Origin of the sequence: Rhodococcus sp. IEGM 1306, from assembly GCF_036541985.1 — a bacterium.
GTDB classification, from domain to species: domain Bacteria; phylum Actinomycetota; class Actinomycetes; order Mycobacteriales; family Mycobacteriaceae; genus Rhodococcus_F; species Rhodococcus_F qingshengii.
Genome location: NZ_JAZHFF010000011.1, coordinates 128,033 through 149,930, shown reverse-complemented (window position 1 = coordinate 149,930; position 21,898 = coordinate 128,033). Strand labels below are relative to the sequence as shown.

General features: G+C 63.8%; 17 protein-coding genes. 10 read left to right on the top strand and 7 right to left on the bottom strand.

Going from position 1 to position 21,898, the window contains the following annotated elements:
• The first annotated feature begins 16 nt into the window (after positions 1 to 16).
• Together V3587_RS25915 and V3587_RS25910 are read left to right on the top strand one after the other, a co-directional pair.
• Positions 17 to 889, top strand: coding sequence for a hypothetical protein (locus V3587_RS25915; protein ID WP_063315315.1), 873 nt, complete (start codon positions 17 to 19; stop codon positions 887 to 889).
• A 149-nt stretch (positions 890 to 1,038) separates the two neighbouring features.
• On the top strand, positions 1,039 to 1,764 hold the full coding sequence (locus V3587_RS25910) for a hypothetical protein (RefSeq protein ID WP_283377361.1): 726 nt from the start codon (positions 1,039 to 1,041) through the stop codon (positions 1,762 to 1,764).
• A gap of 1 nt (position 1,765) precedes the next feature.
• Here V3587_RS25910 and V3587_RS25905 read toward each other — a convergent pair whose 3' ends face one another.
• The gene (locus tag V3587_RS25905) at positions 1,766 to 2,668 is read right to left on the bottom strand and encodes an SDR family NAD(P)-dependent oxidoreductase (RefSeq protein ID WP_003943614.1); all 903 of its coding nucleotides are present in this window, start codon (positions 2,666 to 2,668) and stop codon (positions 1,766 to 1,768) included.
• A gap of 71 nt (positions 2,669 to 2,739) precedes the next feature.
• Here V3587_RS25905 and V3587_RS25900 point away from each other — a divergent pair, with 71 nt between their 5' ends.
• Together V3587_RS25900 and V3587_RS25895 are read left to right on the top strand one after the other, a co-directional pair.
• Entirely contained in the window at positions 2,740 to 3,030 is a 291-nt protein-coding gene (locus tag V3587_RS25900) for a putative quinol monooxygenase (RefSeq protein WP_003943546.1), read from the top strand.
• Between the two features lie 173 nt (positions 3,031 to 3,203).
• Positions 3,204 to 4,823, top strand: a complete 1,620-nt coding sequence (locus V3587_RS25895) for an ABC transporter substrate-binding protein (RefSeq protein WP_230359332.1) — start codon at positions 3,204 to 3,206, stop codon at positions 4,821 to 4,823.
• Positions 4,824 to 4,896: 73 nt separating this feature from the next.
• Here the strand turns inward: V3587_RS25895 and V3587_RS25890 are convergent, their stop codons facing one another.
• Complete coding sequence (locus V3587_RS25890) at positions 4,897 to 7,209, bottom strand: transketolase-like TK C-terminal-containing protein (RefSeq protein ID WP_283377360.1); 2,313 nt, start codon at positions 7,207 to 7,209, stop codon at positions 4,897 to 4,899.
• Between the two features lie 292 nt (positions 7,210 to 7,501).
• Positions 7,502 to 7,822 carry a UBP-type zinc finger domain-containing protein gene (locus tag V3587_RS25885; protein ID WP_003943615.1) on the bottom strand — a complete coding sequence of 107 codons (321 nt, stop codon included), beginning with the start codon at positions 7,820 to 7,822 and terminating at the stop codon, positions 7,502 to 7,504.
• Between the two features lie 26 nt (positions 7,823 to 7,848).
• Here V3587_RS25885 and V3587_RS25880 point away from each other — a divergent pair, with 26 nt between their 5' ends.
• From V3587_RS25880 to V3587_RS25855, 6 genes are all read left to right on the top strand, one after another.
• Positions 7,849 to 9,444 carry a Na+/H+ antiporter gene (locus V3587_RS25880; RefSeq protein ID WP_030536674.1) on the top strand — a complete coding sequence of 532 codons (1,596 nt, stop codon included), beginning with the start codon at positions 7,849 to 7,851 and terminating at the stop codon, positions 9,442 to 9,444.
• Positions 9,445 to 9,626: 182 nt separating this feature from the next.
• The gene (locus V3587_RS25875; protein ID WP_003943605.1) at positions 9,627 to 11,246 is read left to right on the top strand and encodes an ABC transporter substrate-binding protein; all 1,620 of its coding nucleotides are present in this window, start codon (positions 9,627 to 9,629) and stop codon (positions 11,244 to 11,246) included.
• A 127-nt stretch (positions 11,247 to 11,373) separates the two neighbouring features.
• Positions 11,374 to 12,330, top strand: coding sequence for an ABC transporter permease (locus V3587_RS25870; RefSeq protein WP_003943571.1), 957 nt, complete (start codon positions 11,374 to 11,376; stop codon positions 12,328 to 12,330).
• Positions 12,323 to 13,417, top strand: a complete 1,095-nt coding sequence (locus V3587_RS25865) for an ABC transporter permease (protein ID WP_283377365.1) — start codon at positions 12,323 to 12,325, stop codon at positions 13,415 to 13,417. The genes V3587_RS25870 and V3587_RS25865 overlap by 8 nt, the downstream gene beginning before the upstream one ends.
• Entirely contained in the window at positions 13,414 to 14,511 is a 1,098-nt protein-coding gene (locus tag V3587_RS25860) for an ABC transporter ATP-binding protein (RefSeq protein WP_283377359.1), read from the top strand. Before V3587_RS25865 ends, V3587_RS25860 begins: the two co-directional genes overlap by 4 nt.
• Positions 14,511 to 15,500, top strand: a complete 990-nt coding sequence (locus V3587_RS25855; RefSeq protein ID WP_283377358.1) for an ABC transporter ATP-binding protein — start codon at positions 14,511 to 14,513, stop codon at positions 15,498 to 15,500. The genes V3587_RS25860 and V3587_RS25855 overlap by 1 nt, the downstream gene beginning before the upstream one ends.
• On the opposite strand, the gene V3587_RS25850 is transcribed toward V3587_RS25855, so the two are convergent.
• From V3587_RS25850 to lysX, 4 genes are all read right to left on the bottom strand, one after another.
• Complete coding sequence (locus V3587_RS25850) at positions 15,501 to 16,100, bottom strand: histidine phosphatase family protein (protein WP_283377357.1); 600 nt, start codon at positions 16,098 to 16,100, stop codon at positions 15,501 to 15,503.
• A 5-nt stretch (positions 16,101 to 16,105) separates the two neighbouring features.
• On the bottom strand, positions 16,106 to 17,515 hold the full coding sequence (locus tag V3587_RS25845) for a GGDEF domain-containing protein (protein ID WP_283377356.1): 1,410 nt from the start codon (positions 17,513 to 17,515) through the stop codon (positions 16,106 to 16,108).
• A gap of 78 nt (positions 17,516 to 17,593) precedes the next feature.
• A complete protein-coding gene (locus V3587_RS25840; protein ID WP_151097454.1) occupies positions 17,594 to 18,484 on the bottom strand; it encodes an alpha/beta fold hydrolase in 891 nt (296 codons plus the stop codon).
• A gap of 13 nt (positions 18,485 to 18,497) precedes the next feature.
• Positions 18,498 to 21,854 (bottom strand): bifunctional lysylphosphatidylglycerol synthetase/lysine--tRNA ligase LysX, encoded by a 3,357-nt coding sequence (gene lysX, locus V3587_RS25835; protein WP_003943575.1) that lies wholly within the window; start codon positions 21,852 to 21,854, stop codon positions 18,498 to 18,500.
• Between the last annotated feature and the right edge of the window lie 44 nt (positions 21,855 to 21,898).

Here is a 21,898-nt window from a genome sequence, read left to right as displayed (position 1 = left end):
CGGCAGGGAGAAATCAGTGCAGAAATCTCACAAGAACGGCAACAGACGTCTCAGCACGCGCGTGGCCGTCATTGCAGGTACCGCAGGTGCGGTCCTCGCGTTCGCGGCGCCGATGGCCTCGGCTCAGGATCCGGTCGACAATTCGATACCCGGTGCCGCAGTGTGTCCGGCTACTGCCGAATCCTGTGTGTCGGTTGTGGTTCAGAGCGGAACCTTCGACAACAACGGCTTCAACCTCCCGATCGGAAAAGGCGACATGATCATCGCCGCCGAGGCCGGCTCCGGTGAAGGTGAGTCCACCGTTCTTCTCCCGCGCGACGACGGACACCACGGTGTCTACTCCAAGCCGTTGACCGTTCCGGGTGGAGTCCTCGGAATCGACCTGCCGTTCGGCAATCTGTTCGGCCTCGCCGCAGTCACCGCCGAGGTGGAGGCGACCGCTGCCCCGACCCTCAACGGCATCATCACCGACATGGATCTGAGCATCCCGGTGCGGATGAAGATCAACAACGCGTTCCTCGGCGACAACTGCTACCTGGGCTCCGCGGCTGCGCCGGTGAATCTTCGTCTCGCGCCTGACCCGTCGGTGGTACCGACCTACACGGTGCTCCCGGACAATGCACTGAAGGTGAGCCCGGTCGGGAACCAGGCCACCGGCTTCGCGCTGCCCGCCGCCAGTGGTTGCGGACCGTTCGGAGTGCTGAACCCGATCGTCAACTGGCGAGCAAAGGTACCGGCCACGTCCGGAACCTCGCTCAGCACGATCTCCGACGCCTACCTGTACCCGGGCGGCCTCACCGGTAGCGATCCTCTCGACGATCTCGGTGGCGGAACAGGATCCAGCGGTTCCAGTGGCTCGAGCGGTTCGTCCGGAAGCTCCGGTTCCTGAAAACTCGGATGCCTTGAAGCAGCGGTGGTGGCGGAATGTCACCACCGCTGCGGCGTCCGACCTGTAATAACCTGTGCCTCAGGGTGGGCGAAGGCGGACTCCATCAGGAGCACCTGCGCGGCCACGAAATCACAGGGGAGTCCTCAAACATGTTTCGAGACAGCGTTCTTGCGAGTCCGGTCCTGCGCCGGGGTGTGACGGCACTGGCAGTTGCGGCTGCAGCCACCATGTTTGTCGGTACTGCAGCGACGGCGGAGCCGGCAGCAGTTGTCGGTGAGGTGTCCGCGGACTCCATCGCGGCAGCCCGTGCGCAGGCCATCGGAACGACGGTCACCGTCGTGGGAACCGCGACTACGCCGTCTGGAGTGTTCGAATCCAGCTTCTACGACAAGGGCTTTGGTCTCCAGAGCGGCAATTCGGGCATTTACATCAGCGATCCGAACAATTCCGGGGTTGTTCTCGGCGATCGGGTTCAGGTCACCGGAGTCCTCGCGGATCAGGAAGGCCTGCTCGTCGTCCGCCCGACTGCCGTCGAGGTAATCGGCACGACTACCCAGATCAGCCCGGCGCGACTGCCCCTCAATGCAATCGGTGAGGGCAGTGAAGGTCGTCTCGTGACGGTGTCCGGAATCGTGAACGGACCCGTCGTCGACGATCTGCCGTACGGCCACAAGATCCTGGTCTCGGGCGCCGAGGGAAACACCGTCATCTTCGTCAACACACAGACCGGAATCGACCTCGATGCCGTCGCCGTCGGACGCCCGATCACCGTCACCGGTTTCAGTGGCCAGTACGCCAGCACCTACGAGGTTCTTTCCCGCTCGGAAGCCGATGTGCAGCAGGGTTTCACGGGCAGCCTGAGTTTCGGAAGCTGACCTAGATCTCGAACCGAGCTCCGACGCGCATCGACCCGGGAGACAACCGGCTGATCGTGCGTCCGAGCTTGGCTTCGACGGTCACGGGTACGACGGCCTTGTTTGTGCGAACCGCTTTCACGATGGCACTGGCGACTCGGTCAGGCGTGAAGTTGCGCTTGCGGTAGAAGTTGTCGACCTTGGTCTGGTTCTCGAGCTGCTCCTCGGCGGTGGTCCCGGCGAACTCGGTGGTCTTGAGGATGTTCGTGTGAACGAGGCCGGGGCAGATGGTGCTGACGCCGATGCCGTGTGGAAGCAGCTCTGCCCGTAGGCAATCCGAGAGCATGAATACCGCTGCTTTGCTTGTCGAATACGCGGTGAGGGCCTTCTGTGGTGTGTACGCGGCGGCCGAGGACAGATTGACGACGTGCCCTCCTGTTCCCCGGTCGATCATCATCGGGGTAAATGCCCGGCAGCCGTAGACAACTCCCCAGAAGTTGATGTCCATGACGCGCTCGAACTGGCGCTGCTCGGTGTCGGCGAACGTTCCCGAGAACCCGATTCCGGCGTTGTTGACGACGATGTCCGGTACGCCGTGATGTGCCGCGACGGTCTCCGCGAACCGAATCACGGCCTGTTCGTCGGACACGTCCACCTGATAGGCGTGGGCACCGCCACCGAACACTGCTTCGGCGCCGCCGGCTTGCGAAGGGATGTTTACAAGTGCCGCAGTGTCCTGCGCGCTTTCGAGATTGATGTCGGAGACCACGACGATAGCTCCCTGGGCGGCGAAGGCGAGGGCCGTTTCACGCCCGATGCCGCTGCCCGCACCGGTGATCACCACCAGCGTGCCGGTGAGATCGCGCAGTCGACGCTGCAACTTCGTTCCGCGTCGCCAGCCGGTGACGTCCTTCAGTAGCCCCATTGGTTGCCCTTTTCGTGTGTACGTTTGTTGCGTGTGTCTCTAGCTGACTTCCCCTCTGCGAAAGGTATCCGATGAGCGAGCTTCGTGTAGTTGCAACCATCCCGGCCAAGTCCGGTTCCGAGGACGACGTCCGATCGGCTCTGACAACTCTCGCGGAGGCGAGTCGGTCGGAGGACGGCTGTGTGTCGTACGAGTTGTTCGAGTCAGCGGCTGCGCCCGGCACGTTCGTCACGATCGAAACTTGGCGCGGGCAGGAGGAGTTGGACGCGCACATGCAGTCCCCGCATCTACAGGCCGCGCTGGCCGCCGCCGGCCCACTTCTCGACGGCGCTCCGGCGATCCATCCGTTGAAAGGCGCCTGAATCAGAATGAATTCCTGACCTTCGCTAAGGGTCTGACCTGCGAATGTCGCTCGAAACTGACGAATCGTCGCGCTTCATTCCACTGAGCGGGACCTGCGACTAATACCTGTGCCTTAAGTCACAAACTGTCTCGACAATGCTTCACATCACAGTTTCTGACCTGGAGGTTTTGAATGAGTCGCAGTTCTCGGCGCGGTCACCGCAAGGTTGCCGCCGTCGCGCTGGCAGTCTCCGCCGGCCTGTTCGTCTCGTCGTGCGCTGACAGCGGGAACGGGGGTGGGAGCGGCGACGCACCGGACTCCGGTTCGGGATTGTCCATCGGCCCGGTCAACGAGCAGTCCGGCGAGGGCGATCCGGTCAAGGGCGGCACCCTCACGTTCAGCGGGTACTCCGCCGTCACCAATCTCGATCCGGCGAAGACTCAGATCGCCGGTTCGGTCGCCGGTTCGGAGTTGGGCGCGATCTACGACACGCTCCTGCGGTACGACCCGGCGTCCAAGGAATTCGTTCCGAAGCTCGCAGAGTCGATGGAGCCGAGTTCCGACTTCAAGACGTGGACCCTCGAACTGCGTGACGGTGTGAAGTTCAGCGACGGGACGCCGGTGGATTCGGCGGCCGTCTCGGCGAGCCTCAATCGCTACGTCACCAACAAGGGACCGCAGTCGAGTCTGTACGCGTCGAAGGTCGCGTCGGTAGACACTCCGGATCCGTCGACGGTCGTCTTCAATCTCGTCGACCCGTGGACCGGTATCGAGTCACTGCTCTCCACCGGCCCCGGCATGATCGTCGCGCCGAGCGCCCAGCAAGGTGATCAGTTCACCCCGATCGGCGCGGGTGCCTTCACCCTCGAGAAGTTCGCTCCCAACGAGGAATTGATCCTCGACGCTCGGGAGGACTACTTCGACGGTGCCCCGAACGTGGACAAGCTGCGGTTGATCAGCATTGTCGGTTCGCAGTCCACCACCGAATCGCTCAAGAGCGGCGGCACGGACGTCGCATACATGCGTTCGCTACCGAACGTGCTGGATCTGATCGACTCCGGCTACCCGGGCTTCGTCGACATTCCGTCGCTGTCCTACCTGTCGCTGGTCAACACGGCACCCGGTCGTCCCGGTGCCGACGTGCGCATCCGCCAGGCATTGGCGCTCGCAACCGATCCCGTCGCACTCGACAACCGACTCAACGAGGGCAAGGGTCTGCCCGGACAGGTCATCTTCCAGGACACCTCCCGCTGGCACAACGACGTCGCTCCGATCGGCGTCGACACCGCCAAGGCGAAGCAGCTTCTCGACGAGGCCAAGGCCGACGGTTACGACGGCAAGATCACATACCTGACGCTGCAGGAGAATTCGGCGCAGGCGATGGCTCTCGCACTGCAGTCGATGGCCAACGCCGTCGGATTCGATTTCCAGATCGAGTACGTCAACTCGGTCGCCGACGTCGTCAAGCGTTTGTACGCCGACCGCGACTTCGACATGGCAACAGGTTCCGCCAACCTCGCGGAAGCCGATCCTTTCGAGCGTCTGTACTCCAATCTCAAGTCGGGTGGACGGAACAACGCCACGAGCTTCTCCGACCCCGAGATCGATTCGCTTCTCGACCAGTTGGGTGTCGCGACGTCGACCGACGCGAAGATCGAGGTGCTCGCCAAGATTCAGGAGCGCGCCAACGAGGTTGTGCCGTGGCAGGTTTACGGCAACACCCCGTGGCTCGGTGTGTGGGGACAGGACGTCCACGGCATTCAGCAGAGCCTGGACGGAATCATGTTCTTCGACAAGGCCTGGAAGAACTAGACAGCTGAAGAACTGACTGGACCCGAGAAGCGTCCCTGCGGGGACGCTTCTCGGCATCAGAGAGTGTGATCGATCAAGAAGTGAGATCGAGGGCGGCGCGGACGATGCTGTCGGAGTCGAGGCCGTGGTACCGGTAGACGTCCTCGAGTGAACCGACCTGACCGAACCGGCTCACTCCGAGCGCAGCACCCGGAACATTGTTGATTCCCGTCAGGAACGCGAGGGTGTGCGGGTGTCCGTCGAGAACAGTCACCATCGGCGCGGACCGGCTGCTCGGAAAGACCTGATCCAGGATCCACGACGGGCCGTCCGCGAGACCGCGCCGCGATTGGAGCGCTTCGAAGAGCAAGCCGGGGCTGGTCACGCACACGACGTCGGCGGAAATACCTTGCTCGCCCAGTCTTTCGGCTGCGACCAGTGTTTCGGTGACGGTGGCACCCATGCCGACCAGGGTGACGGCCGGATCAGGGTTGTGCCGCAGTGTGTATGCCCCGGCCACCACCTGACGTCGACGGCGTTCTCGCGCAGCCGGATCGGTCGGTACCGCGGCCAGGGCCTGATCGACCGGACGGGTCGACAGGCGCAGGTACGACGAGCTGCCGTCTGGTCGGCCCAGGCGTCCGATGCTGTCGAGGAGCGTCCACTCCACGTCGACGGCGAATGCCGGTTCGAAACTGGTGCAACCCGGCTGTTCCAGTCCGATGGACGGGGTCTTGATCGACTGGTGCGCACCACCTTCGGCGGCCAAGGTGACGCCCGACGGAGTGCCGACCATGATCGACTGTCCACCGGCGTAGATGCCGTACGACCACGGTTCGAGAGCCCGCTCGATGAAGGGGTCGTACATCACGCCGATAGGGAAGAGTGGCTGTCCCCAACGACTCCACGTTGCGCCGAGTTCGCCCATCAGTCCGACCAGGTTGGTCTCGGCGATACCGAGTTCCATGTGCTGACCGGTGGGCTTCTCACGCCAGTGCATGATCGTTTCGGCGTCGTCGGCAAACCAGTTGTGCCGCTCGTCGGGGGACCACACGCCGACCTTGTTCAGCCAGCCTGCGAGGTTGGTGGTGGAACTGACGTCCGGGCTCAGTGTGACAACACGTTTCGCGGCGTCCGGCGCTTCGCGGCTCAGGTCGAGTAGTACCCGGCCCAGAGCTGCCTGAGTGGTGGACGTGCCGGAGGGCGTACGGCCGATGTCTTTCGGAACTGCCGGGGGCACCAGATGCTCCACCTTCGGGCGAGTCAGGCGCCCAGCGGTTTCGGCGCAGATGCGGCCGGACGGGCTGTCGGTCTCGAACCGTTCCCAGGGCTTCGACGGATCCATGCCGAGTTCCGACGCCAGGTGCTCGAACTGCTCGGTGGTGAGCAGCGACGAGTGGTTCTGCGGATGACCCTGCGTCGGCAGACCCCGACCCTTGATCGTGTACGCGATGATCACGGTGGGACGGGTGTCGTCGATCTGTGCGTACGCCTCTCGCAGAGCGTCGAGGTCGTGGCCACCGAGATTGCGGATGGCCTCGAGCACCGTGGCGTCGTCGAGGTCGTCGATCAGCGCCGTGATCGCGTCGGCGTCCGCCGCGTCGCCGGGCAGTCTCAGACGTACCTCGTCGGCCGTGCATCGCAGCAGACGCTGATACTCCGGATTCGGCATGTCCAGGATTCGTTCGCGCAACGCGGTGCCGCCCGGCCGGGTGAACAGTGATTCCAGCAGCGCACCGAACTTCACGGTGATGACCTGCCAACCGGCACCCGAGAACATGCGCTCCAGGCGGGTTGCCGCGATGTTCGGCACCACCCGGTCGAGTGATTGGCGGTTGAGGTCGACTATCCACACGATCTCACCCAGTTCGGCAACCGAATGATCGAGAACTGCTTCCCACACAGCGCCCTCGTCGAGTTCGGCGTCACCGACCAGGGAGTACTGACGCCCGGTTCCGGCGCCGCCGAGGGAGGCGTCGACGTATCGGCGAGCGATGGCGCCCCAGATGGGAGCCGTCGCGCCGATGCCCACCGAACCGGTCGAATAATCCACCGGATCAGGATCTTTCGATCGACTCGGGTAGCTCTGCAGGCCCCCGAATTCGCGCAGAGTCGTCAGGTAGGACTCGTCGAGTTCACCGAGCAGATAATTGATGCCGTGGAGCACCGGCGCCGCATGCGGCTTGACGGAAACCCGGTCGCCGGAACGAAGTTGGCCGAACCACAGCGACGTCATGATCGAGACCATCGACGCGCACGAGGCCTGATGGCCGCCGACCTTGAGCCCGCTGGGATTCGGACGGACACGGTTGGCGTGATGGATCATCGCGGTCGACAACCACAGAACGCGCTTCTCGATCTCCGCCAGTGACTCGGGAGCGTTCTGGTCGATGTTGGGGCTGTTCACGGCCGGTCCTGCCTTCAGTAGTGGACATCGATCACCGCACCGCCTGTACCCCAGATCGTGGGGCCGACGATGTGGTTGTGATGTTTGGCAGGACTTCCTGAGGCCGAACCGTTCGGTGCGGCAAAGTCCAGCCGCACCTGTCGATCTGTTGTGCAGATTCTGCGTCAAAGTCCATCATCGGCATACAGATTGAGCAATAGCTACCCGGTGGATTGAGCAATGTGCGCAACACCGAGGGCTGTGCGCCGTGACAGGTGGGCACTATGCGCAGTGCACCGCCAGTCGCGCGCGGTCAGTCCATCAGGTCGTGGACGTAGCACCAGCGCCAGGATTCGCCGGGCTCGTGTGAGCGCATGACCGGGTGCCCGGTTTCGCGGTAGTGGTTGGTGGCGTGCTGATGAGGGCTGGAATCGCAGCATCCGACGTGGCCGCAGGACAGGCACATGCGCAGGTGAGACCAGTTATCCTCGCCCAACTCGGCGCACTCCTGGCAGACGCCGGGCGTAAGCGCCGCCGGGTCCGTTTCGGGCGCATTGGTTAGTTCCTCGCAACCGGTGGGAGCGGGTGCGGGCTGCTGTGTGCGAGCTGCTGCTCGCTTCAGGATTTTCTTCATCGCCTTCCATACTGCATGCTGCCAGGGTGAACGGCATATTACTGGGGGTTGTAGTAGCGGCGTTGCTGGTGGCGGCGGTCGCGCGAAGGTTCGGGCTGTCTTCGCCGCTGATCCTCGTCCTGGTCGGTTTGATCGCCTGTCAGATACCGGGTGTTCCGGAATTGGAACTCGATCCCGACCTCGTCCTGTTCGTCGTGTTGCCTCCACTTCTGTACTCGGCAGCACTGGACAGTTCATACCTGGCTTTGCGCTCGAATCTGCGTCCGATCGGATTTCTCGCGGTGGGGCTTCCCCTGGCGACGACGGCTGCGGTGGGCTTTGTCGCCTACCTGATCGTGCCGGAGTTCTCGATAGCGGCTGCTCTGGTTCTCGGCGCCATCGTGGCGCCGCCGGACGCGGTGTCCGCGAGCGCAATCGGACGCAAGCTCGGCCTGCCGCGCCGAATCATGACCCTGCTGGGCGGGGAGAGCCTGCTCAACGACGCCACCGCTCTGACGGCGTACAAGGTCGCTCTCGCGGCTGCCGTCGGTACGGGTGCGACGCTGATCGGCGGCTTCGAGACCTTCCTCGTCGCGGCGGTCGGTGGAACGGTGATCGGCCTCGCGGTGGGGTTCGTCATCTCGAAGGTTCGCGGCAAGCTCCAGGATCCGGTGATGGAGAGCGGAATCGGATTGGTGGTGCCGTTCTTCACCTACCTGGCTGCGGAAGAGGTCCACGCGTCGGGCGTCATCGCGGTCGTCGTAGCCGGATTGTTCCTCGGCCAGCGCTCCACCCGTGCGAGTTATGCGACGCGTTTGCAGGACACGGCAGTGTGGAGGGCCGTCGACCTGATCCTGGAGTCGTTCGTCTTCCTGTTGATCGGTCTCCAATTGCCCAGCGTCGTCAACGGATTGCAGGGGTACAGCACTTCGATCGTCGTCTGGGCGTCGGTTGCCGTTCTCGTGACCGTCGTGGTGGTCCGAATCGCCTGGGTGTTCCCGTTCACGTACGTACCGCGCTGGCTGTCGCCGCGTATTCGAGCGAGGGAGCCGGAGATTTCGGCGCGGGCGGTGTTCGTCGTGTCGTGGGCCGGTATGCGAGGGGTCGTGTCGCTGGCAGCTGCCTTCGCCATTCCGCTGACGGTCAACAGTGGGGAGGACTTCCCGGGGCGGTCGCTGATCCTCTTCCTGACGTTTGTCGTCGTGGTCGGCACGCTGTTGCTGCACGGCCTGACGTTGCCGTGGGTGATCCGTGTCCTCGGCGTGCAGGGGGACGAAGAGCAGTCCGACGCCCGCGCCGAGGCGGCAGCCCAGGACAAGGCTGCACGGGCCGCTGCGGCGCGGCTGGACGAATTGGTCGGAGCCGACGCCGACGACGTCCCTCAGGTCCGCAATCGTGCCGCGGACATCTTGCGAAGCTGGAACACCCACCGCGCGAACTCGGCGTGGGAGCGACTGGGACGCAGCGACGAGGATCTGGGGGAGAGCCCGTCGAACGCCTTCCGCTCGCTGCGCCTCGAGATGATCGATGCCGAGCGAGGCGTCTTCATCGCCGAACGCGATGCCGGCCGGATCGACGACGAGGTCCTCCGGAAGGTACTTCGCGAGCTCGATCTCGAGGAAGCGACGCTCGACCGGGACTAGACCGGCTGGTCTGCTGTCCACGAAGGTAACCGCTGGCCAGGGTCGGTTTACCTGACTGTTGAGGCCTGCAACTTAACCGATTCCACTGAGCGAGACTCGATCCAATTTTCTGTGCCTCCCATCACAGACTGTTTCGTGTTCAACATCACGTCACGGTCTTACCCCGCCTTGGAGGCATTCGAATGAGTCGTAGTTCCCGCCGCGGAAGTCGCAGATTGGCTGCGGCTGCGCTGGCGATCACCGCAAGTATGTTCCTGGCGTCGTGCGCCGACAACGGCTCGAGCAATGGCGGCGGCGAATCCGCTGATTCCGGTTCCTCGCTGAAGATCGGCATGGTCAACGAGCAGGCTGATCCCGGCACTCCCACCAAGGGCGGCACGCTGACGTTCAGCGGTTACTCGGCGGTCACGACTCTCGATCCCGCGAAGGCTCAGGTTGCCGGCGCCACCGGTGGCAGCGAGCTCAGCGCCATCTACGACGTGCTCATGCGTTACGACCCCATCGGGCAGAAGTTCGAGCCCAAGCTCGCTCAGTCGCTCGAAGCGAGTTCGGACAGCAAGACCTGGACGCTGAAGCTCCGCGACGGTGTGAAGTTCAGCGATGGTACAGCTCTCGACTCGAAGGCCGTCGCCGACAGCATCAACCGCTACGTCACCAACAAGGGACCTCAGTCGAGCCTGTGGGCTTCCAAGGTTGCCTCGATCGACACCCCCGACGCGACGACCGTGGTCTTCAACCTCGTTGATCCGTGGACAGGCATCCAGTCGATGCTCGCCACCGGACCCGGCATGATCGTCGCCCCGAGCGCCCAGCAGGGTGACCAGTTCACCCCGATCGGCGCCGGCGCCTTCACCCTCGAGAAGTTCGCTCCCAACGAGGAACTGCTGTTGGCTGCTCGCCCCGACTACTACGACGGCGCACCGAACATCGACAAGCTCAAGCTGATCAGCATCGTCGGAGCTCAGCCCACCGCCGAAGCACTCAAGACGGGCGGCATCGACGCCGCGTACATGCGTACGCTCACCCCGATCCTGGATCTGATCGAGTCGGGTTACCCCGGCTTCGTCGACATCCCGTCGCTCGGTTACATCGCCAACGTGAACATGGCCCCGGGCCGCCCGGGCTCGGATGTCCGTGTCCGCCAGGCGATGGCGCTGGCCGTCGATCCGGAGACGCTCAACACCCGCGTCAACAACGGCAAGGGACTGCCCGGCCAGGAGATCTTCCAGGACACCTCGCGCTGGCACAACGACGTCGCACCGATCGGCGTCGATCCCGCCAAGGCGAAGGAACTGCTCGATCAGGCCAAGGCCGACGGCTACGACGGAAAGATCACCTTCCTCTCCATCCAGGAACCGTCCGCACAGGCAACGGCTCTGGCCATCCAGGCGATGCTCAACGCAGTCGGCTTCGACGCTCAGATCGAATACGTCACCGGTGCAGGTGATCTGGTCAAGCGGATGTACGCCGATCACGACTACGACATGAGCACCGCAGCACTGAGCCTCGCCGAGGCCGATCCCTACGAGCGTCTGTACACGGGCATCAAGTCCGGTGGTCGTAACAACGCGACCGGCTACTCCGACGCCGAAATGGATGCTCTCTTGGACAAGTTGGGCGTCGCAACCACCGACGAGGACAAGAAGGCAGTCCTGGCCCAGATCCAGGAACGCGCCAACGAGACCGTCCCGTGGCAGGTGTGGGGCAACGTCGCCGCACTCGACGTGTGGAACCAGAACGTTCACGGACTCGAGCAGAGCCTCGACGGAATCGTGCTCTTCGACGGAGCTTGGAAGTCCTAGAGAGCCTGAAGTTCACAGCCGGCCCCGCGCCCGTATTGCAGCGGATCGGGGCCGGCTGCGAACAAAGAAATGAAATCAGAGGAACTGCTGTGTATTGCGAGCTCGCTGTCCGAAGGAGACGAAATCGATGAACATCGGCGCAATAGGTAAGAAATTGGGCCAGCTCGTCATTGTGATCCTGATCGTCAGCTTCGGAACCTTCGTGCTGGCATCACTGATCCCCGGCGATCCCGCTGTCTCCGTTCTCGGTGAAGGCCGAACGCCTGCCGAGTACGAGGAAGTTCGGCAGCAGCTCGGACTCAACGATCCACTCCTGGTTCGCTATTGGGACTGGCTGACCAGCGCTCTCCAGGGCGACCTCGGCAACTCGCTCGTTCCCCCGCAGCAGGACGTCCTCACCGCGATCAGTTCCGCTCTCCCCGTCAGCGTTCAGTTGGCAGTGATGGGTCTGGTCATCGCACTCGTCGTCGCAGTTCCGCTCGCACTCTGGTCGGCGCACCACGAAGGCGGCGTCATCGACCGCGTCATCAGCGCCGCGACATTCGGTGTTCTTTCCGTCCCGAGCTTCCTCGCCGGTCTGTTGCTGATCATGGTCACCGTCAACTGGCTCGGCTGGTTCCCGCGATCACAGTGGGTGCGCATCGGCGACAGCCTCTCCGGAAACCTCTCACACGCAATACTTCCCGCGATCACCATCAGCCTCCTCGAGATGGCGATGTTCACTCGCGTTCTCCGATCCGACCTGGTGACGACGCTCCGTGAGGATTACATCCTCGCGTCGAAGGCCAAGGGAATGCCCACGCTGCGAGTGCTTTTCAGCGACGCGCTCCGCCCGTCGTCGTTCTCGCTCATCACGATGATGGGTCTGGCTCTCGGCGGCATGATCGGCAGCACCGTGATCGTCGAGACGCTGTTCTCACTGCCCGGAATGGGCACGCTCATCGTCCGCGCAGCGCAGCAGGGTGATTCGCCGATGCTGCTGGGCGCGGTGGTCGTGATCGCGGTCATCTACGTCCTCGTCAACAGTGCGATCGATGTTCTGTACACCTATCTTGACCCGAGGAGTCGTCGTGTCCATGTCTGAAGTGACGCCAGACGGAGCGGCCCCGTCGCCGGCCCCGTCCGAGGTGATGACATACCGGCAGCAGACAGTCCTGCTGGCTCCCAGTCCCGTCGAGACGCTGGAACAGCCCAAGAATCTGGTCCTGATCGGATCGATTCTCACAGTGGTCGGCGTTGCGCTGCTCGGCACCGCACTCTTCGGTTCAGCGATCATGATGACCGTCCGCATCGTGCTCGCGCTCGTTGCCCTGGTTTTCCTCTTCAAGGGTCTCGGCAAACTCGGTACGTCCAAGTGGGGCAGTCAGTTCGATCTCTCGTACTGGTTGGCGTGCATCTGGCTGGGCGCGCTGATCCTGGCCGCGATCTTCGCGCCGCTGCTGCCACTCGGTGAGTACAAGGACACGGTCAAGACCTTGGCCGAGCCGGGCTTCGCCTCGCCGAGCCTGCTCTCCGATCATCCGTTGGGTACCAACAACTTCGGTCTCGACCTCCTCGCCCGCGCCCTGTTCGGTGCTCGCGCCTCCTTGACTGTCGCCATCTGCGCCGTGCTGATCGGCATGATCATCGGTGGCACCATCGGCGTCATGGCCGGCTATTTCCGTGGCAAGGTCGACGCCGTGGTCGGAATCCTGACCAACTCGCTGCTGGCCATTCCTTCTCTGGTGCTGCTCATCGCACTGGCCGCGGTGCTCACGTCGAACCTGCGCAACATCACCCTCGCACTGTCGATTCTCTGCATTCCCAGCATGGTTCGAATCGCCAGGGCAAACACCATCGTCGTCGCCCAACGGGAGTTCGTGCTTGCCGCGAGAGCCATGGGCGCCACCAAATGGCGCGTCATCTGGCGCGAGTTGGTTCCCAACGTCCTCGTTCCCGTCGCCGCGCTCGGACTGGTGGCCGTTTCCGGCCTGATCGTCGCGGAAGCATCACTGAGCTTCCTCGGACTCGGTATCGCACAACCTGATCCGACCTGGGGCAACATGATTGCGGAAGGTCAGGGCGGGATCGTGGAGAAGCATCCGTTCATCGTCCTGGTACCAGGCGTCTTCCTCTTCCTTACGGTGTTCTCCTTCAACCTCATCGGCGAGAAGTATCGGAGTAAGCTGTGACCACTTCAGCTCAGAACGGCGTTCCGCTGCTGCAGGCGGACAACATCAGAACCGTATTCGCCACTCCCCGTGGCCAGTTGCGAGCAGTCGACGGTGTCTCGATCCACGTCTCCGCCGGCGAAACTCTCGGCATCGTGGGTGAATCCGGTTCCGGCAAGTCGGTTCTCGGGCGCACTATCATGGGACTGCTCCAGAAGGGCCCGGCTCTCGACATCAGCGGGACGGTGACGTTTGCCGGCCGCGACATGTCGACGATGAAGAAGTCGGAGATGAAGCACTTCTGGGGACCCGAGATCGCCATGGTCTTCCAGGATCCGATGACCTCGCTCAATCCGTTCAAGCGCATCGGTACCCACATCACCGAATCCTTGAAGTTCCACCTGGGTCTGAAGAAGGACGCGGCCCGCGATCGCGCAGCGGAACTCCTGTTGATGGTGGGTATCCCCGAGCCCAAGCGTCGGCTCGACCAGTACCCCCACGAACTTTCGGGAGGTATGCGACAGCGCGTGGTCATCGCGATGGCGCTGGCTTGCGAGCCGAAACTGCTGATCGCCGACGAGCCGACCACCGCTCTCGACGTGACGGTGCAGAAGCAGATTCTCGATCTGCTCGCCTCACTCAACGACAAGCTCAACATGGCCGTCATTCTGATCAGCCACGACCTCGGTGTGGTCTCGGGTCGATCGGACCGTGTTGCGGTCATGTACGCCGGTTCCGTCGTGGAAACGTCGGCGACCGAAGAGTTGTTCACTCGTCCTCGCCACCCGTACACCGAAGCGCTGATGGCCGCGATTCCGCGACTCGAGTCACCGACGCACACAGTGCTGCAGACAATTCCGGGCGGTCTCCCGGACATGACGAAGCCGATCACCGGCTGCCGCTTCGCCGCCCGCTGCCGTTACGCCCAGGACGACTGCCTGACCGGCGACCCGGCCCTGGCTCCCGGCGGACCGGGGGACAACACAACCGAAAGCCACACGTTCGCGTGCCACTACCCGGTCGACACCCCTGAAGGCACAACGGCATTGGTCACCAACGAGAAGGCCGGCACTACCGCAGCGGGCCTCTCGCTCGCGGTGAAGGAGATGGTCTGATGACTGCAGCAACCGAAACCAGAAAGCCCGAGACGGTGGACGCGGCCCTGACGGTCGAGGACCTGGTCGTCGAATTCAACGTCGGCAAGGGGCAGACCGTTCATGCCGTGTCCGGGATCAGCTTCACCGTCGCTCCGGGTGAAACATTGGGCGTTGTCGGTGAATCCGGCTGTGGCAAGTCCACGGCGGGCCGGGCGATCATGCAGTTGCCCTCACCGACGTCGGGCTCCATTCGCCTCGGAGAGACCGAAATGACGGCACTGGGCGCGGAAGAATTGCGTCGCAGCCGCACTCAGTTGCAGATGATCTTCCAAGATCCGATCTCCTCCCTGAACCCGCGTCGCAAGGTCAAGGCTCTCATCACCGAGGGTCCGTCGATCTGGGGCGGAAAAGACAAGGCCGCCATCGAAGCTCGGGCACGCGAGGTTCTTGCCGAGGTCGGGCTGGACCCGGACATGGTGTGGGATCGAACCCCACGCGAACTCTCGGGTGGTCAGTGCCAGCGCGTGTGCATCGCCCGCGCATTGATGCTCGACCCCAAGGTCCTGATCTGTGACGAGCCGGTCTCGAGTCTCGACGTGTCCGTGCAGGCGCAGATTCTGAACCTGCTCGAGGACGCGAAGAAGCGTCACGGGCTGTCGCTGCTGTTCATCGCGCACAACATGGCCGTCGTGAAGAACATCAGCGACCGCGTGATGATCATGTACTTGGGCCGCGTCTGCGAAATCGTTCCCGCAGAAGACATGCAGAACCGCGCGCTTCACCCGTACACGCAGCTACTGCTGGCGTCGATTCCCGATCCCGACGCCACCGTCACCGCGGCGCAGAACGTCGAGCAGAAGGTCATCGAACTGCCCTCGCCGCTCAATCCGCCCAGTGGCTGCCGCTTCCGCACGCGGTGCCCGCTGGCTACTGATCTCTGCGCCGAGGTAGTTCCCGAGCTGCGTCTCGTCGAGGCCGGCCATCAGGTGGCGTGCCACCACGTGTGACTACACGCGAAGCATGTTGCGTACGTGACCGGTTTCGTTGATCGACCCGACCCTGCGGCTTCCGTTACGCGACACGAGAATGCGCGTGACGGACACGTACTCGATCGGGAAGGTCAACGGGCGCTCCAGTCCGAGCAGTTCCTGCAGAACGATGTTGACGACGCCGCCGTGGCAGAAGATCGCCACGGTGGCGTCGTTGTCCGTTGCCGCGACTATCTCGTCGATCGCACCGAGGACTCGCGCACGAAAGGCGTCGCCGTCCACCGACTCGGGGAGCCAGCCGGCTTTGATTCGCGCATAGGTTTCCGGCGCCCGCTCCAGGACCTCGTGCATCGGGATGTAGTGCGACTGCTCGTAGTCGTATTCCGCCAGACCCTCGCGCTGGGTGACCGGAAGGCCCAATATCTGCGCTACCGGGGCTGCGGTCTCCAGTGCGCGCTTCTGCGGGCTGCTGAAGAGCCCGGTGATCCGGTACGGCGCCAGTGCTGCGGGCAGCCGTAGTGCCTGGGCACGACCTTCGTCGGTCAGCGAGGGATCTGCGCGGCCTTCGGTGACCTCGGCCAGTTCGGGGAGCGCGTGTCGGATCAGGAGTAGTTGCACCTACGTCACCTTGCCATGTAGAGATCGAACGCCACCACGAGGTTTCGGCCGTCGCGTTTTGCCTGGTACATCGCGTTGTCGGCGATATCGAGCAGAGTCTCCATGCCCGGCATCGCGCGATCGGCCCAGGCGACGCCGATACTGACCGTTCCCGCGAAACCGCGAATGGATCGCGCGGGGGCCTCTTGCGCCTCTCTGATGCGCTCCGCGAGCTGGATGGCTTCCTCGAAGGTGCAGTCGGCGGCGGCGACGGCAAATTCCTCACCACCCAGTCGGCCGGAGAGTCCCAGCCCTTCGGTAGCGGCGAGGAGGGTGTTTCCGAACTGTTCGAGGACCGAATCGCCGGTGAGGTGGCCGAGGTTGTCGTTGATCGATTTGAAGTGGTCGAGATCGAGCATCATGACGGCGATCGGTCGTTGCGCCGCGTGCTGGGCGTCGAGGAGTTCCTGCGATTGGGTCCAGAACGCGTGGCGACTCAGCGTTCCGGTGAGGGCGTCGCATTCGGCGATGCGTTGGAGTTCTCGCTCAGCGCGCCGCTGTGCGCCAGTGGCGACGGCTACGGCGATGGGGGAGAGTGCCATCAAGATGACGGAGATCCGGGTGGTCACCCCCTCACTGAGTAGGTGCACCGGATCTGCCAGTGCCAGACGTCCCTTACCCGCCATGACCAGTGCCCACGCGCTCCATCCGGCTGCCAGGAGCGAAGTGCTGAACAGTGAGACACGCATTGCGCACCACAGGAGCGCCGGCATCGGCAGCAGCAGCGCAAGGGCTCCCTGGACCTCCAGGGCGAGTGGCAGACAGGCCAGGAGAGCGGCCAGAGGTGCCAGGATCTGTGCGAGCCGCCTCAAGCGCAGACTCTGCCGCACGGACGGCCCGCAGGTTCTTCGAATGTGTTCGAGCGTCGGTGCCGACAGAACGATCGGCAGCACGATCAGATACGTACACAGGTCGGCGAAGAACCACCCCACCAATTCCGTTGCCGCACCGCTTCCTTCGTGGAGTTGAGTGCGTAGTGCGCTGGCGGACCCGGCCGTGAACGACGCCAGAACCGAGATGAGGAAGATTCTGGCCGTGTACTTCGTCTCGGAGATTCGCCGCGGAAAGCAGCCGAGCAAGTTCGCGGCGATCAATCCTGTCGTGACGCCGACCAGATTGATCGCATTCAGTTCGAAGGCCCTCTGCACGGGGCTTCCGGTCGCAAGATCCGCCGTCAGCAGCGCGGCGCCGCCGACAGCGAGTCCGATCGGCGCAAACGAGCGCGGGTTACGGAGGAGAATGCCCAGAAGGATTGCGTTGGCGGGCCAGAAGGTCGACAGAAAACCGGGCGGACGGGCGGCGATGCCCGCCAGGGCGACAACGAGGATCGCCACGAAAATCAGGCACGAGCGCACCCGACGTGTCGAACGGTCCATGGTCAGCCTGTCGTAGAAAGCAGAAGCTGTCCGAGACTAGCAATGATCCGGCTACTGTCCGAGTTGTAACTTTAAGTGTCATCCCCGACGGTTCGGCTGCGTGAGGCGCCGAATCAAGTTCGCCAACTCCTCGGGTTGGTCGATCATCGCGTGGTGATGCGCCGGGCGCAGGACGTGAAAACTCCCACCGAGGTAGGTGGCGAGTTTCTGCTGCTTTGCCATCCAGGCGATGGACCAGGGAGTGGTGTGGCCAGTGTGTGCGGCAACGACGCTGAGGTCGATGTCGGGCAGTGGATGCTTGCTCGAGCGTCGTAAAGCGGTGAGCTCCAGCGCCATATCGGTGTACGCGACGTATTCGATCATCGCCGCTTCCAGATAGTGAGGCTCGCGGTAGACCTTCCGGACCCATTCGAGAGTGGCTTCGGACGACCCGCTCGGCGGCACGGACTGGTTGAGGATCTTGCGCGTCGTCGTGCCGAGGAGTCGTTGGAGCCCGGTGGTGCTGAACGAAGCGGCGGCGGCTCGGGAGGCGATCAGCAGCAGGTCGCGGGGGAAAAGACGTTTCGGCTCCTTCTCGGCACTGGAATCGAGGAGGAGCATCCCCGCCGCCCGATCGGGGAACAGGCGCGCGAAACCTTCGACGTAGAAACCGGCGATGGAGTGGCCGACCACCACGGCCGGACCAGTCAGTCCCAGTGTGTCGAGGACGTCGCGGATCCGCTGAGCTTCGCCGCGGACGGTCGGAACTTCGGAAGTAGGCTCGCTGAGCCCGAAGCCCGGGCGATCGAAGCGGACGACGGTGTGGTCCGACTGAAGATGACGCGCGCAGTCATCCCAGTCGAACCAATTGCCCGCCAGCCCGCCGCACAAGACGACGACGGGGCCGTCGCCCTCGGCAAGAACATGCAGTCGGCTCTCGCCGACCTGCAATATCTCGCCCGGTGGTTTCACGTGGAACAATTCCGGCACGCGAGAATCCGGACTACTGACGCGGTTTCGCGAGGGGGAAGGCCAGCGTCTCGCGGATGCTGCCACCCGTGATCAGCATGACGATTCGGTCGACGCCCATCCCGAGACCACCCGTCGGCGGCATCGCGTGTTCGAGGGCTTGGAGGAAGTCCTCGTCCAATTCCATCGCTTCTGGATCACCGCCGGCCGCGAGCATCGACTGCTCGGTGAGCCGGTTGCGCTGATCCACAGGGTCGGTCAGCTCGCTGTATGCGGTTCCGAGTTCGACGCCCCACGCCACCAGGTCCCACTTCTCGGCGACGCCGGGGATGCTGCGGTGCGGCCGGGTGAGCGGCGACATCGAGGTGGGGAAGTTGGTGTAGAACGTCGGGAACTCCGTGTAGTCCTCGACCAGATGCTCGTACATTTCCTGCGCGATGGCGCCGGTATCCCAGCTGGACTGGTACGGGATCTCGTTGGCGTCGCACAACTTCTGCAGGTCTTCGAGACTTGTCTCGGGGGAGACGTCGACACCAAGTTTTTCGGCGACGGCGCCGTGCATCGTCTTCACCGGCCACTCACCGGAGATGTCGACCTCGACCAGTTCGCCGTCCGGGCCGGGACGCATGATGATCTCGCGACCGAATGCTGCGACGGCCGCCGCCTGGATCAGCTCGCGGCACATCCGCATCATGCCCTCGTAGTCGCTGTGGGCTTCGTATGCCTCGAGGATCGTGAACTCGGGATTGTGTTTGAAGTCGACGCCCTCGTTGCGGAACACGCGGCCGATCTCGAACACCTTCTCCATACCGGCGACGCACAACCGCTTCAGGTACAGCTCGGGTGCGATGCGGAGATAGAGGTCGAGGTTGTACGCGTTGATGTGTGTCAGGAACGGAGCGGCATTCGCGCCGCCATGCACCTGCTGCAGAATCGGGGTCTCGACTTCGAGGTATCCGCGACCACCGAGTGAATCGCGCAGCGACTTCACGACGGCGCTTCGGGCCTCGAGCAGTTCGCGGGCCTTCGGGTTGAGGGCGATGTCGAGGTACCGCTGGCGGACGCGGGTCTCGGGATCCGAGAGGCCCTTCCACTTGTCCGGCAGCGGGTGCAGGCACTTGCCGTTCATGCGCCACTCGACGGCGATGAGCGACAGCTCGCCCTTGCGGCTGCGCCCGATGGTTCCGCTGACTTCGATCAGGTCACCGAGATCGAACTCGGCAGCGAACTCCGCCAACTTCTCGCGGCCGACGTTGTCCTGGTCGACCAGAACCTGGATGTCGCCGGACCAGTCGCGCACGTCCGTGAACACCACTCCGCCGTAGTCGCGGACCCGCAGGAGGCGTCCCGCGATTCGCACGCGGGTGCCCTCCGGTGACTTCGCTGCGGCCGCGATCGTGTGCGTCGGTGGATAGGCGACGGGGTAGGCGGCGATCCCTTCGTCGGCCAGTTGCGCGAGCTTGTTCATGCGCACGCGGACCTGCTCGGGTCGACGCGGACCGTTGGTCGTGAACGTCGGAGCCGAGTCCGGCGGGCTGCCGTCGGCATGCAGTCCTTCGGAAGTCACCAGAGCTGCCGGCACCGCCGCATGCGTGCCGGTGTGCTTGACGACCTGGCTGGACTTGCGCCCGAAACTGGGCAGCACCACAAAGCCTTCGGCGATGGCCGACGCGAATCCGACGCGCGGCAGTTCGCGGTTGTCCTCGAAGCAGAGGAAGCGCGGCGCCCAATCCGGCTGGTATTTCACGTTCGAGCGGTACAGCGCTTCGAGCTGCCACCAGCGGGAGAAGAAGACGAGCACCGAGCGCCAGATGCGGAGGATCGGGCCCGCGCCGATGCGCGAACCTTCCTCGAACACCGAGCGGAACACGGCGAAGTTGAGCGAAACTCGCACGACGCCGATCTCGTCCGAACGTGTGGCCAACTCCGAGACCATCAATTCGACGACACCGTTGGGCGCCGTCGGCTTACGGCGCATCAGGTCGAGCGAAACACCGTTCGGTCCCCACGGCACGAGCGAGAGCATGCCGACGACGCTTTCGTCCTCGGTGCCTTCACCCATGACGGCTTCGACGAGGAGGCAATCGCCGTCGAGGTGATCGCCCAGTCGGCCGAGCGCCATGGAGAAGCCGCGCTCGGTGTCGGTGTCGCGCCAGTCGTCGGCGCGGATGATGACGGCTGCCATGTCCTCGGGCGGGATGTCGCGATGGCGTCGCATCCGCACGGTGACGCCGTGACGCCTCACGCGAGTGACGGCCTGGCGCACCGGGCGCATGTCGCGTCCGTTGAGATTGAATTCGCGGGTGCGCAGGATCGCTTCGTCGCCGAGCTGCAGGACGCTCAGGCCCGCCTTCTTGTATGCCGTCGCCCCGGTTTCGCTGGCGCCCATGACGGCCGTCGCCCAGCCGTACTGCGATGCGAGCCCCTGCCACGCTTCGATGGCGTGCGGCCACGCTTCAGGATCACCGATGGGATCACCACTGGCGAGGCAGACGCCGATCTCGACGCGGTACGTGATCGCGGCCTTGCCGCTCGGTGCGAAGATGACGGCCTTGTCGCGGCGGGTGGCGAAGTAGGCGAGCGAATCGTCGGCGCCGAAGTTCTGGATCAACCCGCGGATCGCGGACTCGTCGTTTCCGGTGAGCGCGTTGTTGGAGCGTTGCGCGCGGAAGAGCGTCATGACGGCTGCGAGTAGCGCGATGGCACCGAGGAGACCGAGGACCGTGTTGACGAAGACACGCGGGTGGCCGTCGAACACCTCGTTGTCGACCGAAGCTGCAGCGGTGACGCGGTTCAGGGCCCAGAGGAATCGCTGGTTCTGCGGTAGGTCACCTGGGAAGAGTTCGACAAGGCCCCAACCGATCACGGTCGCTACAGCCATGCCGCCGATCAGTACGCCGAGTGCTTTCCAGCCGGCGCCGCGCCGTACGCGTGTGTAGAACTCGGGCCTCGCCGCGATGAGGATTCCGATCACGACAAGCAGAACGACAACCGCCACGGCGTTGTTCGGGTTCTTGTCGACGATCGCGGAGGCGATGTTGGTGAGGGTGATCAGTGACAGGTAGATCGTCAACAGCCACCAGGCGATGCGCTTGCGGCTCGCGAGGGCGGCGGCGAGCAGGGCGACGACGAGCGCCCACGACAGGCTCGTATCCGGTGCGTCGAAGTAGTAGCTGTCGATGTATTCGCGTGGGACGCGGAGGATGTGCCGCAGTACCGGCGAGATGCTCCACAGGAACACCAGTACGGAGAAGACTCCGAGGATCAGTCCCGAGATATGGGGAACCTGGCTGAACCGCCCTTTGCGGAATCGACGCGCCTGGCGCGGATTTTCGGGTGGCGATTCCACCAACTCTGCAGTGGTGTCCGATACCTCGGTCAATGGTGCCATCGAGCTTCCTCTCCTACCGGTCGATCAGATCCTCACGCTAAGTG